Source organism: Microbacterium sp. A93, assembly GCF_051842835.1.
Genome location: NZ_JBPXMT010000002.1, coordinates 793,809 through 806,675 on the forward strand (window position 1 = coordinate 793,809; position 12,867 = coordinate 806,675).

12 protein-coding genes are annotated in these 12,867 nt (G+C 71.3%); 5 read left to right on the top strand and 7 right to left on the bottom strand.

The window, feature by feature from the left end:
- Positions 1 to 117: 117 nt before the first annotated feature.
- From ACSU1G_RS08010 to ACSU1G_RS08025, 4 genes are all read left to right on the top strand, one after another.
- Entirely contained in the window at positions 118 to 1,083 is a 966-nt protein-coding gene (locus ACSU1G_RS08010) for a WcbI family polysaccharide biosynthesis putative acetyltransferase (protein WP_439279380.1), read from the top strand.
- Positions 1,080 to 2,285, top strand: coding sequence for a hypothetical protein (locus ACSU1G_RS08015; RefSeq protein WP_439279381.1), 1,206 nt, complete (start codon positions 1,080 to 1,082; stop codon positions 2,283 to 2,285). Before ACSU1G_RS08010 ends, ACSU1G_RS08015 begins: the two co-directional genes overlap by 4 nt.
- Positions 2,282 to 3,688 (top strand): glycosyltransferase, encoded by a 1,407-nt coding sequence (locus ACSU1G_RS08020; RefSeq protein ID WP_439279382.1) that lies wholly within the window; start codon positions 2,282 to 2,284, stop codon positions 3,686 to 3,688. Before ACSU1G_RS08015 ends, ACSU1G_RS08020 begins: the two co-directional genes overlap by 4 nt.
- Positions 3,689 to 3,772: 84 nt before the next feature.
- On the top strand, positions 3,773 to 5,032 hold the full coding sequence (locus ACSU1G_RS08025; RefSeq protein WP_439279383.1) for an aromatic amino acid transport family protein: 1,260 nt from the start codon (positions 3,773 to 3,775) through the stop codon (positions 5,030 to 5,032).
- A gap of 73 nt (positions 5,033 to 5,105) precedes the next feature.
- Here the strand turns inward: ACSU1G_RS08025 and ACSU1G_RS08030 are convergent, their stop codons facing one another.
- From ACSU1G_RS08030 to ACSU1G_RS08055, 6 genes are all read right to left on the bottom strand, one after another.
- Positions 5,106 to 5,765 (bottom strand): SDR family oxidoreductase, encoded by a 660-nt coding sequence (locus tag ACSU1G_RS08030; RefSeq protein WP_439279384.1) that lies wholly within the window; start codon positions 5,763 to 5,765, stop codon positions 5,106 to 5,108.
- Between the two features lie 130 nt (positions 5,766 to 5,895).
- The gene (locus ACSU1G_RS08035; RefSeq protein WP_439279385.1) at positions 5,896 to 6,258 is read right to left on the bottom strand and encodes a VOC family protein; all 363 of its coding nucleotides are present in this window, start codon (positions 6,256 to 6,258) and stop codon (positions 5,896 to 5,898) included.
- Positions 6,259 to 6,390: 132 nt separating this feature from the next.
- The gene (locus tag ACSU1G_RS08040) at positions 6,391 to 7,407 is read right to left on the bottom strand and encodes an ABC transporter ATP-binding protein (RefSeq protein WP_439279386.1); all 1,017 of its coding nucleotides are present in this window, start codon (positions 7,405 to 7,407) and stop codon (positions 6,391 to 6,393) included.
- Between the two features lies 1 nt (position 7,408).
- Entirely contained in the window at positions 7,409 to 8,536 is a 1,128-nt protein-coding gene (locus ACSU1G_RS08045) for a FecCD family ABC transporter permease (protein ID WP_439279387.1), read from the bottom strand.
- A complete protein-coding gene (locus tag ACSU1G_RS08050; RefSeq protein WP_439279388.1) occupies positions 8,533 to 9,672 on the bottom strand; it encodes a FecCD family ABC transporter permease in 1,140 nt (379 codons plus the stop codon). The genes ACSU1G_RS08045 and ACSU1G_RS08050 overlap by 4 nt, the downstream gene beginning before the upstream one ends.
- 13 nt (positions 9,673 to 9,685) lie before the next feature.
- Complete coding sequence (locus tag ACSU1G_RS08055) at positions 9,686 to 10,819, bottom strand: iron-siderophore ABC transporter substrate-binding protein (protein ID WP_439279389.1); 1,134 nt, start codon at positions 10,817 to 10,819, stop codon at positions 9,686 to 9,688.
- Positions 10,820 to 11,093: 274 nt separating this feature from the next.
- On the opposite strand from ACSU1G_RS08055, the gene ACSU1G_RS08060 reads away from it, so the two are divergent.
- Entirely contained in the window at positions 11,094 to 11,396 is a 303-nt protein-coding gene (locus tag ACSU1G_RS08060) for an MGMT family protein (RefSeq protein WP_439279390.1), read from the top strand.
- Between the two features lie 462 nt (positions 11,397 to 11,858).
- On the opposite strand, the gene ACSU1G_RS08065 is transcribed toward ACSU1G_RS08060, so the two are convergent.
- A complete protein-coding gene (locus ACSU1G_RS08065; protein ID WP_439279391.1) occupies positions 11,859 to 12,728 on the bottom strand; it encodes a hypothetical protein in 870 nt (289 codons plus the stop codon).
- Positions 12,729 to 12,867 lie beyond the last annotated feature (139 nt).

Below are 12,867 nucleotides of genomic sequence, written 5' to 3' on the forward strand. Positions count from 1 at the left end.
CCGTTCGGCCCGAAGGCCCAGCATACTGTGGGGGGACGACGACGGCGCTCCGGTGGGTGCCTCCGGGGCTCCCCTGCCCGCCGGCGCCGGGCGGATCCGCCGTGAGAAGGAGCAGCGATGACCACGCACCCCGCAGAAGCCGGCCGGGCCGAGCACTACGCCGAGTTCTACGGATTGCGCCAGCTGCCCGGTCCGGAGGTCCTCGTGGTGCTGGGCAACTGCCAGTCCGAGGCGCTGCGTCAACTGATCGCCTCTGACCCCGGGGACTCCGGGATCCCGCCCACCGTCCGGGTCCCGCCGGTGTTCGAGCTGACCGAGCGGGACCTGCCGCACCTGCTCCGGGTGCTGGCCAGCACCAGCATGCTGGTGGCCCAGCCGGTGCGGGCCGGCTACCGCGGGATGCCCCTGGGCACCGATCAGCTCGCGGCCCGCCTGCCCTCCCGGTCCACCGTGGTCCGGATCCCCGTGCTCTATGACAGCGCCCTGTTCCCGTGGATGGTCACCATCCGGCACCCGGCCCGGCCCGAGCAGGACCCGCCCGTGGTCCCCTACCATGACCTGCGCACCCTGGCCGAGGCGGCCACCGAGCTCGACGGCGGCCCACGCGCCGCAGATCAGCCGGCGGCGGTCCGGTTGCCCCTGGCCCCCGAACGGATCCGTCAGCTGGCGGAGCAGTCCCTCGGCCGGATGCTGGCCCGCGAACGGGCCCACGGGACCGTGGCGTTCGCCGAGCGGCTCCGGGACGTGACCGTTCCGGCCTTCCACACCATCAACCACCCCGCCAATCAGGTCCTGGCACTGCTGGCGGCGGTGGTCCGGTCGCAGCTGGGGGCCGATCCGGCCGTCGTGCTCCCGGAGCGGACCCTGCTGGGTGAGGTGTTGGCCCCGCTGGAACCGCAGGTCCTGGCGGCCCTGGGGCTCGAAGGGCCGCCCCGCACGGGATGGACGGTCGGCGGCGTGCAGGTGTCAGAGGCGGAGGTCCGGGCTGCCCAGCTGGAGTGGTACCGGATGAATCCGGAGGTGGTGGAGGCCGGGGTGGACCGCCATCGGCAGCTGATGGCGGACCTGGGGCTGGGCGCGTGATCGCCCCGGTCCCCTCGGACCGGGCGGCGCCACCCCCCGAGCCGGCCGATGTCCCTCCGCTGCCCGGCGACCTGCCCACCTACCTCGTGGTGGGGCCCGCGCGGCACGGCGTCGTGCGGCACGCACGGTCCACGGCCGCCGCGCTGCACCGGCTGGGGGTCCGGGTGCCCGTGGTGGACCTGCCCGACGCCACCGCGCTCCGGGGCTGGGCCGCCGGTCGGGACCCTTCGGCCGGGCCGGTCCACGTGGACGTCACCGATGCGCTGTTCGGGGCCTCCCCGGATGAGGCCGTCGCAGCTCTCACGGCGGCACTGCCGGCCCGGACCACCCTCACCCTGCATGACGTGCCGCAGCCGGCTGAGGGGGCCGACCGGTTCGCCCGCCGCGCCCGCGCCTACACGGAGCTGATGCGGTGGGCGGCCGGCGCCGTGGTCTCCAGCCGGCACGAACTGACACTGCTGGACGAACTGCTGCCCGGTGGGCTGGCCGGGACACCGCACGGTCCTACAGCCGTGGTGCCCCTGCCGGTGGAGGACCGGCGGGGCAGCCCGACGCAGGGGCCAGACGGCGCAGGCCCGGGCGGAGCACACCCAGCCGGTGGCTCGTCTGAGGGCTCGTCTGAAGGGCTGGCCGAGGGCCTGGCCGAGGACGTGGTGCTCCTCGGCTTCCTCTACCCGGGGAAAGGCCACGCCGAGGCGTTGGACGCGCTGGCCCTGTTGCGCGAGAGCGGTGTCCCGGCTCCGCGGAGGGTCACCGCCCTCGGCGCCGTGGCGTCCGGTCACGAGCCCCTGGTGGATGAGCTCCGTGGGCGTGCCCACGCCGCCGGTCTGGACTTCCGGGTCACCGGGTTCGTCCCTGACGGCGCGCTGGACTCCGCCCTGCGATCCGCCGGCATCCCGTTCGCCGCCCACCACAACGTCTCGGCCTCCGGGTCCCTGACCGCCTGGATGTCCGTGGGCCGCCGGGCCGTGGTCCCGTCCTCACGCTATGCCCGGGGGATGGAACGGTTGCGGCCCGGCACCCTCCAGCTGGTGGAACCGGCCGGCGGGGAGTCTTCCGCCGTGGCGGCGCTGGCCGCGGGGATCGCCGCCGCCAGCGCGGATCCGGGCCTCACCCGGCTCGAACCCACGACCTCCCTGGCCCCCGGCCCGGAGGACAGTGCCCGGCTCCTCACCGCCTTCTGGCGGCAGGTGCACGGATGAGTATCCGAGACGGCGGGTCCGAGCGCTGGACCCCGGTGCCGGGCAACCGCTGGGATCTCCTCCCGGCCCCCGCGGCACCGGAGCAGGACGCGCCGGAGGTGTCCGTCGTCGTGCCCTACTACCGGGATCAGACCGGCCTGGACCTGTTGCTGGCCGCCCTGGCCCGGCAGGACCTGCCGGGCGGCCGGTTGCAGGTGGTGATCGCTGACGACGGCTCGCCCGAGCCGCCACGCCTGCCGGCCCAGCCCCCGTTCGACCTGCAGGTCGTCCGTCAGCCGGACCTCGGATTCCGGGCCTCGGCGGCACGCGCCCTGGGCGCCTCGATCGCCGAGGGCCAGGTGCTGGCCTTCCTCGACGGGGACATGATCCCGGACCGGAACTACCTGCGCCACGCAGTACACCTGGCGGCACGCTCACCGGAGGCCGTGGTGGTGGGCCGGCGGCGGCACCTGGACCCGGCGCGGCTGGCCACGCACTGGCAACCGGGCGATCCGGTCCCCGCCGAGGCCGTGTTGGACGAGCCCGCGTGGCTGGGACAGGCCTATGCCGACACCGGGAACCTGCTCGGGGCGGACTCCACCGCCTACCGCTTCATCATCTCCGCGGTGCTCACCGTCTCCCGCGCGATCCATGACGACGCTGGAGGCTTCGACCCCTCGTTCGTGGGCTACGGCGGGGAGGACTGGGAGTTCGCCCACCGGTTGTGGCGCGCCGGGGCCCTGCTGGCCCATGAGCCGCGCGCCGAGGCCTGGCACAGCGGGCCGGACTTCGCCGGACGAGGGGACGCGGAGGCCGCCCGAGCCATGAAGAACCGCGAGTCGCTCGTGCTGGCCCGCAGGATCTCGGCACCCACGGCGCGCGGCTGGTCGTGGGGATCGCGGACCCGGCCCCGGGTGGAGGTGGTGCTGGAGTGTTCCGCTGACAGCGCCGTCCCGGTGCCGGGACTGGTCCTGTGCGCCGATGCCATGGTCCAGTCATTCCCCGCGGCCCGGCTGCTCCTGGCCGGCCCCGTGCGGGCCGGCGCCGAGCTGCTGCTGGAGGACCCCCGCGTCTCCGTACGCACCGCCCCGGACGGGGACTCCACTCCGGATCTGGCGACCACCCCGGACTGGACGATCACGGTCCTGACCCCCATCCGGCCCGGGCAGAGGGCAGGCCGCCCGGATCCGGCGGCCGCCAGCGCGTGGCTGGTGGAGGCCGAGCGCGCCGGTCATGACCGGATCGAGGTCAACGGGCCGTCCGGGCTCGCGGTCACGGCAGTCAGCTCCCGGGCGCGCTGGCGTGAACGGCGCTGGGGCCACCGGGATCCGAGCCGGGTGGCGGTCCTCGACCTGGCTGACCGGGGCTGGGAGCCGGCCGGGGAGGACACCGACCTCGAGGCCTGGTGGGGCGGCTGGGGCTGATCGGTGGCCGTCAGGCGTGGGGGCTCGTCACCGCCGCTGAACGGGGCTAGCGTTCTCACCCTGGCCGACCCGGAGGAGGACCCCATGGCCGTGAGCCGAGAACCCGCTCCCACCCTCACCCGGTGGAACCGGTTCGATACCAGTTGGACCCTCGGGCTGTTCGGCACCGCGGTGGGCGCCGGCATCCTGTTCCTGCCCATGAACGCCGGGCTGGGCGGACTGTGGCCGCTGCTGATCGCGACGGTGCTGATCTGGCCCATGACCTATTTCTCCCACCGGGCCCTGTCCCGCATGGTGGTGGCCTCCCCGAACCCGGACCAGGACATCACCGGGGTGGTCCGCGACTACTTCGGTGAGACGGCCGGCCGCGTGGTGACCGTGCTGTACTTCCTGGCGATCTTCCCGATCGTGTTGATCTACGGGGTGGGGATCACCAACACGGTGGAGAGCCTCATGGTGAACCAGCTCGGGATGGACCCGTGGCCGCGCTGGCTGCTGGCAGGGGTGCTGGTCCTGGCGATGTCCGCGGTGATGGTGGCGGGCAAGAGCGTCATGCTGGTGGTGACCCAGTGGCTCGTCTATCCGCTGATCGCGGTGCTCGTGGCGGTGACGCTGCTGCTGATCCCGCGCTGGTCCCTGGAGGGCTTCGGCGGCATCCCTGCCCCTGGCGACTTCGCGATGTCCCTGTGGCTGATGATCCCGGTGCTGGTATTCGCGTTCAACCATTCCCCGGCGATCTCGCAGTTCTCCGTGTCCCTGCGCGAGCGCTACGGCGACGGTGCGGTCCAGAAGTCCGCGTCCATCCTGCGGATCACGGCCACCCTGCTGGTGGTCTTCACCATGTGCTTCGTCTGGTCCTGCGTCCTCGCGCTCGGCCCCGAGGGACTGCAGGAGGCCAAGGACGCCAACCTGCCGGTGCTCTCCCACCTGGCCAACGTGATGGGGCTGCCCCTCATCGCGTGGCTGGGTCCGGCCGTGGCCGTCACGGCGATCGTCTCCTCCTTCTTCGGCCACTGGCTGGGCGCCGCCGAGGGGGCGAACGCGATCGTGCGCACCATGGTGGACCCGCAGCGCCGGCGGATCAGCGATCGCAGCCTGCAGATCGGGGTCAGCGTGTTCCTGATCCTCACCACGTGGCTGGCCGGCGTGATCAACCCGAGCATCCTGGCCCTGATCGAGTCCATCGCGGGCCCGGTGATCGCGATCATCCTCTACCTGATGCCGATGTACGCCATCCACAAGGTCCCGGCGCTCGCCCGGTTCCGGGGCACCGCGTCCAACGTGTTCGTGGTGATCGCCGGGATCGTGGCCGTGGCCGGGATCCTGCTCAGCTTCTTCCGCTGAGACGGGGCGGCCCGACGCCGGCCGGAACCCGCGCTGGCAGGTTCCGGCCGGCGTCGGGCCCGGTGGGTGCGCCTCAGAGCTGGGAGAAGGCCGCGACCACCGGTTCCTCGCCGTCGGTGTACTCGATCTGCTTCCCGATGGTGTTCGGGCTGGCCAGGGCCACGCGGATGGTCTGCGCGACGTTGCCGCGGGAGGTGTCCCGGTTGGCGCCGTCACCGCCGCCGGAACCCACGGCGATGGTGCCGGTGGGCTCGTCCAGGGTCAGCATGCCCGGGCCGAGGATGGTCCAGTCCAGTCCGGAGTTGCGCAGGTGCTCGTCCGCGGCGCCCTTGGACTCCGCGTAGGGGAAGAAGGAGTTGTCCTCGGGCACGCCGTGCTGGGCGCTGGCGCCCTGGTAGGAGACCATGATGTAGCGCTTCACGCCGGCCTGTCCGGCCGCGTCCATGGAGCGGATGGCCGCATCACGGTCCACGGCGTAGGTGCGCTCAGGGCTGCCGCCGCCGGCTCCGGCCGACCACACGATGGCGTCCTGGCCGCTGAAGGCCCGGGCCATCTCGTCCTGGCTGGCGTTCTCGATGTCCAGCACGAGGGCCGCGGCGCCCGTGGCCTCGATCTCGGCCGTCTGCTCGGGGTTGCGGATCACGGAGGTGACGGTGTGGCCCTCCCGGACGAGCAGGGGTGCGGTGAGCATCCCCACCTTGCCGTGTCCGCCGATGATCAGGTAGTTCGCCATGGATCTGGTCCTTCCGTTCGGTGTGCGCTGGGTTCAGTGGCCACTGTTCCACTGCATCCGAGGGCACGCCAGCCGGTTCGGCCAGCGGCGGAACGTTCGTCACCTGCAGTCATCCGGGAATACGGCAGGATCAGGTCTCGGTGGTTCCCTCATAGAGGCCGATGTCATTGCCGTCCAGGTCGCGGAAGACCGCCCACCAGCTGGTGTCCGAGATCGGTGATTTCGGGGACAGGACCGTTCCACCGAGCTTCTCGACCACGGCCAGGGTGTCGTCGATCGAGTCCACCTCCACGGTGGACCGGGGCTGTGTGAAGCCCTCGCCGCGCGGGGCCAGCCCGCCGCCGCTGACCTTGTTGGGGGCCTGCCACATCGGGTAGTCCTCGAAACCGGGGCGGGTCTCGATCTTCCAGCCGAAGACCGTACCGAAGAACTCCGAGGCGCGCTGGGTGTCGGTGACCGGGATGTCGATGTGGGTGATGTCGCCGTGTGCCATGACAACCATCGTCCAGCACGCGGCGGGTCGGCGGAACCCCTCCCGGCCGGTGCTGTTCAGGATCGCCCGGGCCGGGGTCGTGCACCGGATCCGTGGAGTGCACCAGACCGGTCAGGCGGCCGAAGTCCGGCATCAGCGGCCCGTGCCGTCCTTCAGGAGGCCGGCGCGGTCGGCCGCGGTGCGCGGCAGCACCACCGGGTGCCCCAACAGGGGATCGGGCACGACGTCGGCGTCCAGCCCGTAGATCGTCTCCAGGTTCGCGGGGGTCAGGACCTCGGCCGGGGTGCCCGAGGCGACGACCTGACCGCCGGCCATGGCCACGATGTGGTCGGCGCTGCGGGCCGCGAGGTTCAGCTCGTGCAGCACCGCCACCACGGTGGCCCGAGGCCGCTGCGCTGCGCCGGCTGACCGGGGGTCCGGCAGCTCCCGGACCAGGTCCAGCAGCTCGACCTGGTGGGAGAGGTCCAGGGAGGAGGTGGGTTCGTCCAGCAGCACCACGGGGGTCTGCTGGGCCAGTACGAGGGCCAGCCAGGCCCGCTGGCGCTGTCCGCCGGAGAGCTCGGCCACGTCCCGGCCCGCCAGGTCGACGAGGTCGGTCAGTTCCAGGGCGCGGGCGATCGCCTCGGTGTCTGCGGCCGTCCGCGCGCCGAACCAGCCGCGGTGCGGGTGCCGTCCGCGGTCCACGAGCTGCTCCACGGTCATCGACTCCGGAACCACGGGGGACTGCGGCAGCAGGGCCACGGTGCGGGCATAGGAACGGGCGTTCCAACCCTCCACGTCCCGGCCCAGGACCTCGAGGGAGCCGCTGGTCAACGGCAGCTGCCGGGTGATCCCGCGCAGCAGGGTGGACTTGCCGCAGCCGTTCGCCCCGATGATGGCGGTGGTCTGACCGGCCGGCAGGTCCAGGTCCAGCGGAGCCTGACGGCCCACGATGGTCTGGTCCCCGTAGCCGAGGGTGACCCCGCGCAGCCGCAGGGCGGCGGGCACTGAACCCGGCACTGAACCCGACACTGAACCCGGCGCCGCGTCCGGCACCGCCTCCGGTGCCGGGGTGGACGCGGGGGACGGCGTGCTGGACGGGGGTGCCGCCGGTGCGGCGCTCTCGGGGCTGGGCTCGGTCATCAGCTCCATGCTTTCAGAGGTGGACATCTCACGCCTTCCGTCCGGTTCGGATCAACAGCCACAGCATCAGGGGGGCACCGGCCGCGCCGGTCAGCACGCCGGTGGGCAGGCGCGTGCCGCCGAAGGCCTCGGCGGCCACGAAGTCCGCCATCACCACGATCACCGCCCCGCACAGGGCCGCCACCGGCAGTGAGGGCCGGCCGCCCGTCAGCCCGCGGGCCAGCGGGGTGGACAGCAGGGCCACGAAGGCCAGCGGACCGGTGGCCGCGGTGGCCGCGGCGGCCAGCAGGGCGCCGACCACCAGCGCCCCCAGGCCGGTCCGTCCCGGCCGGGACCCCACGCCGTGGGCCAGTTCTCCACCCAGGTCCGCGGGGGCCAGCCGGGCGTGCAGGGCGCCGCCGATCGGCACCAGCACGAGCATCAGCACGGCCAGCAGGGTGATGCGTTCCCACGTCACCGCGTTCAGCGAGCCGGCCGTCCACACGGCGGCCGCCTGCAGGTCATGCTGGTTCAGGGCGAGCATGGCCCCGGAGAGGATGGCCTGGCACAGCGAGGCCACGGCGATCCCGGCCACGATGAAGCTGGCCCCGCCCAGGGCACCGGCCAGACCGCCGCTGCCGCCCCCCGCTCCGCGGGACCCCTTCCCGGCCAGCGAGAAGCCGAGGACGATCCCGATCGCCACGAGCCCGCCCACCAGGGCGGCGGCGGCCATCCCCGTCCCGCGGCCCCCGCCCAGGGCCAGCACGGCCACGGCGGCGACGGCGGCCCCCTGGGTCACGCCGATGATGTCCGGGCTGGCCAGGGGGTTGCGCAGGGTCCTGCGGAACAGTGCCCCGGACGCCCCGAAGGCCGCACCGGCCAAGGCACCGGCCACGGCCCGGGGGAGTTTCTCCTGCCGCACGATGAAGGAGGCCCCGGGGATCTGCTCGCCACCCAGGATGGCCGCGAAATCGGGGAGGGTGACGGTGTAGTTCCCCAGCAGCACGCGCACCCCCATGGCCAGCACCAAGGCCACGGTGAGCCCGATCGTGGCGGTGAGCAGCCGTCGCCTGGCCCCCGCATGCAGGGAGCGGACCACCGCCACCGCGGCGGGTGAGGCCCCCGCGGGTGGCGGGGCGGCCGAGGGGGAGGCGGCGTCCAGGACCGGGGCGCTCACAGCGATACCGCCTGGCGGCGCAGCAGCACCAGCATCACGGGCACGCCGATGACCACGGTGGTGACGCCCACGTGGATCTCCTGCGGGGCGATCACCAGGCGCCCGGCCAGATCGGCCGCCACCACCAGGACGGCACCCCAGAGGGCGCAGCCCAGCACGAGGATGCGGGTGGAGGCCGGGCGGAAGCGGCGCAGGGCGTGGGGCACCAGGAGCCCGACGAACACCACGGGGCCGGCCAGGGCGGTGGCGGCGGCGGTGAGCACCACGGTGGCTCCCAGCAGCACCAGCCGCAACCGCTCGGGGCGGGCACCCAGGCCGTGGGCCAGCTCGTCGCCGAGGGCCAGGGCGTCCAGTCCGGGGGCCGCCACGAAGACCGTGAGGATGCCCAGGGCGATCACCGGGGCCAGCCACGCGGCGTCCTCCAGCGAGGTCCGGGCCACCGAGCCGACGGTCCAGAACCGGAAGCGTTCCAGCACGGCGGGGGAGAGGATCAGCAGGGCGCTGGTGACGGCCGTGCAGCCGGCGGTCACGGCTGCGCCGGCGAGTACGAGGGACAGCGGGCCGGGGGCGCCGCCCGTGGCGCCGGAACCACCGGCGAGGCGGGAGGCGGCCGCCGCCACCGTGTAGACCACCACGGCCGCGACCAGGGTGCCGAGGATCGAGAGGACCATGACCCCGGCCAGGCCACCGGCCAGACCCAGGCCCAGACCGAGGGCCACCGCCAGTGAGGCCCCGGCGGTCAGCCCGAGCAGGCCCGCATCGCCCAGCGGATTGCGGGTGGCGCCCTGCAGGGCCACCCCGGAGACCGCCAGGGCGGCACCCACCAGGATGGCCGTGACGGTGCGGGGGATCCGGGAGAGCACCGCGGCATGGTCGATGTCCGCCGAGGCGTTGCCGCCTCCGGAGAAGAATGCACCGAGCGCCTCCAGTGCCGTCCCCGGGTCCACGCTGCGCGCGCCGAAGGCCACCGCCGCCAGGCAGGCGAGCACCAGGATGACCACCGGCAGGGCGAGGAAGACGCCTCCGGTGACCGGCCGGCGTCGTCCTCCCGGCGCGGCAGCCCGCCCCTCCGGCGTGAGAGCCGGAGAGGCGGGCTGCGGTGTGCCCGGGGCGGGGCGGTGGAGGGTGGGGCTCATCCGCGCGGCGTTCTCAGTTCCCGGCCGGCTCGGCCTGCGCGGCCTGTTCCGCCGCGTCAGCAAGGTCCGGGACCACGTTCTCCAGGGCCCACGGGATGGACAGCGGTGAGGCGGCGGATGTGGACAGGACCTCCTGCTGGTCCGTCTGCAGCACCAGGGTGTCGTCCCGGACGGCCGGGATCTTGGACAGCAACGGATCGGCCGCGATGGCCTCGGCCACCGAGTCGTCCGCGGCGGAGGTGACGAAGATGTCCGAGTCCAGCTCGTCCGCACGCTCGGGGGACCAGGTCAGGAAGAAGGCGTCCTGTGCGTCCTGATTCTCCGCGAGGACGGGGGCCAGCTCCATGCCGAGGGAGGTCAGGAACTTCGGCCGGTTGTCCGCGGCCGTGAACAGGTAGATCTGATCCGCGGCGGCCGGATCCACAGCGCCGGTCAGGAAGGTGGTGCCCTCCAGCGCGGGGTACTCCTCGGCGGCCTGGGCCACCTGGCCCTCCACGTCCGCGATGACCTCCTCGGCCTTCTCGTCCTTCCCGAGGGCCTCCCCGATCAGCCGGGTGGAGTCCTGCCAGGCCGTGGTGAACGCGGCCGCGTCCTCCGGGTAGGCGACCACGGGGGCGATCTCCGAGAGCTTGTCATACTCCTCCTGCGTGATGCCGGAGTAGGCCGCCAGGATGAGGTCCGGCTCCGTGGCGGCCAGCGCCTCGAAGTTGATGCCGTCCGCCTCGGAGTACTGTTCCGGGGCCTCGCCGCCGGACTCCTCGAGTGCCGCATCGAACCAGTCGGTGGACTGCTGGTCATTACCGCCGTACTCGGTGGCCGCCACGCCCACGGGCACCACGCCCAGGGCCAGGGCCACGTCCTGGTTCACCCAGGACACCGTGGCCACCCGCTCGGGCTGCGCCGGGATCTCGGTCTCGCCGTAGACGTGCTTCACCGTCCGGGGGAAGGTGGCGTCCGAGCTGGCGGACGCCACCGTGGAGCCGGAGGAATCGCTGCCGGAGCCTCCGGCGGGGCCGGTGGAGCAGCCGGCCAGCAGGGCCGTGCTGAGGGCGAGGGAACCGAGGGCGAGGGCCCGACGGCGGGTGGTCCCGCGGGTGCGGCGCTCGCCACGGGTCGGTGGGGCCGGGAAGAGGGGGGAAGAGGACACGAGGTCGCCTTTCGGATCATTGGACAACGTTGGCATTGCCTAATTCCGGAAGGTTAGCCTAGCCTAACCATGTGGTGCAATCCGCCGTGCGGGGTGGAGGCACCTCAGTGGGCCGACAGGGTCGGCAGGATCGACACGGTCGGTTGGGTCAGCGGTGGACGTGACCAGCGGCCGCGCCGGATGTGCGAACCCCAGGGTTTCCGGTGCGGTCGCTGGGCACGCGACGTTCGAGGTGCGGTTCGGTGCTCCCAACCGACGAGACGAGAGGCGAGAGATGAAGCCGGACGTGGTCGCAGCAGTTCGTTCAGCGGTGGCGGCCATTCCAGCGGGTCAGGTGGCGGCCTACGGGGAGATCGGTTTGGCCGTGGGCATCAGTCCCCGGCAGGCTGGCCGGGCCGTCTCGCTGCTGGATGGCGATGTTCCCTGGTGGCGGGTCGTGTATGCGGACGGTGTACCAGCGACGTGTCATGGAGGAACCGCTGGGGCATTACTCGAAGCCGAGGGCGTCCCGTTCCGCGATGGCCGCGTGATGATGGCGCAGGTTCGGTCCGCAGCCGAGTCCGGCGAAGGTTCGTAGGAACCACGCTCGGAATCGCATTCCTGCCGCAGACGACGCCGGCACCCGTGGGGTGCGAGACGCATCGCGCGTCGAGTTTTGAGTTTTCGACCCACTGCGGGTTCTAGCAGTGTCACGCAACTATGGATCGGAACCGTCGTCCTGGGGTAGGTGTTCTCACCGCTGGTTACGAGACACGAGAAGGGCGCACGAGAGGTGCATTGCACCGGGATATATCATTTTGATCAGACGCTCTACCAGAGACGTCAGGAAGCGGGGAGCGCGCAGCTGGTCGCGCTTAGAGGTAAACGGGCTGCGAGTTCGGGGTCACGGGAGCCCGTGCCAGCGCTCTCAGTACAGTCTCGGAAGTGAACAACGAAACGGCTACAGAGGATTCGGCGGCCATGCTGTACCCCACATGTACGGCATCGGCCCTACATCTCATGATCGGTCTCGCGGATGAGCTGACAGTCTCGTGTGTAACTACGTGATAACAGCATTGGTTCGAATAAATCCCGTAGGCGAGAGGTGACTCGATCCTGCCCAGTATCCCCCATAGTTCCACGACTCCCGTTCGGCCATGGAGATCACATTTGCGATACTGCTGGCCACTGTTTCGTCGTCCGCGTTGTCGAATAACTCATGCCTGACGTCTTCTCGGGAGTCCAAGGTGTCAATAATGGGTTCTGCGCGGTAACCATGAAACGCGGCACAACTCGGATAAAATTCATGGCTACTCCCCTTGCCGCCAGAAAGGGCGATGCAGCACCACAGGAAGTCCCATTGGCAGAGGGAATCCAGCAGCGGATCATTACCCTCGAGAACGGGCACCTCAGCCTGAAGGATATCCGGGCGGAGATCAGGCCGATGGGCAATGAGCTCTCTCGCCCAAGCCAAGGTGAGTCCCCCACGTGCGCGGTTGGTGTCGCCATTGAGGAGATTCGAGCGGGCGGCTTCAGTAAGAGCGTGCCTTAGCCAGGATTGGTAAGAATACGTATCGTCCCCAATCCTGTGGAATACCAATTCAGGCACGGCCTCCCAAGCGGCCGTGCGAACGGCGAGAGCACCGATGACATGGACTCGACTGATGATTTCGAGCCACCGTGCCGGGGACTCGGAACCTGACCCTTGGGTGCTCGTAGGCCGATCCAAATGGGACCGGTACAAGGAGTCCAAGGCGTCCAGCGCCATCTTGAGAACCTCGTAGTTCTCGAGCAAGAGAGATTCACAGCCGAGGGCAGTGATGCGGTCCAGAACAGTTGTTCGGTCGCTGGAGCTGTCAGTGGACGCCAAGTATCGGCCCTTGACCTGTAACAGGAACCGCTTAAGCTGATTTATCCGGTTGTCATCCATGTTTCTCTTTACAGCCGCAACGAACGTGTGTATAGACGGGGTTCTCGGTAGCGGGTGTGTAGCGATCGGGTAGCAGTCGGGTAGGGATCCGGTAGCGCACCGGGTGGGGTTCTTCGGAGGATGTCTTTCATCTACAGCA

Excerpts from the sequence above, each read along its gene's own strand:
- ACSU1G_RS08050 (WP_439279388.1), bottom strand. The coding sequence starts at position 9,672 with ATGAGCCCCACCCTCCACCGCCCCGCCCCGGGCACACCGCAGCCCGCC.
- ACSU1G_RS08035 (WP_439279385.1), bottom strand. The coding sequence starts at position 6,258 with ATGGCACACGGCGACATCACCCACATCGACATCCCGGTCACCGACACC.
- ACSU1G_RS08060 (WP_439279390.1), top strand. The coding sequence starts at position 11,094 with ATGAAGCCGGACGTGGTCGCAGCAGTTCGTTCAGCGGTGGCGGCCATT.
- ACSU1G_RS08025 (WP_439279383.1), top strand. The coding sequence starts at position 3,773 with ATGGCCGTGAGCCGAGAACCCGCTCCCACCCTCACCCGGTGGAACCGG.
- ACSU1G_RS08030 (WP_439279384.1), bottom strand. The coding sequence starts at position 5,765 with ATGGCGAACTACCTGATCATCGGCGGACACGGCAAGGTGGGGATGCTC.
- ACSU1G_RS08065 (WP_439279391.1), bottom strand. The coding sequence starts at position 12,728 with ATGGATGACAACCGGATAAATCAGCTTAAGCGGTTCCTGTTACAGGTC.
- ACSU1G_RS08020 (WP_439279382.1), top strand. The coding sequence starts at position 2,282 with ATGAGTATCCGAGACGGCGGGTCCGAGCGCTGGACCCCGGTGCCGGGC.
- ACSU1G_RS08040 (WP_439279386.1), bottom strand. The coding sequence starts at position 7,407 with ATGTCCACCTCTGAAAGCATGGAGCTGATGACCGAGCCCAGCCCCGAG.
- ACSU1G_RS08010 (WP_439279380.1), top strand. The coding sequence starts at position 118 with ATGACCACGCACCCCGCAGAAGCCGGCCGGGCCGAGCACTACGCCGAG.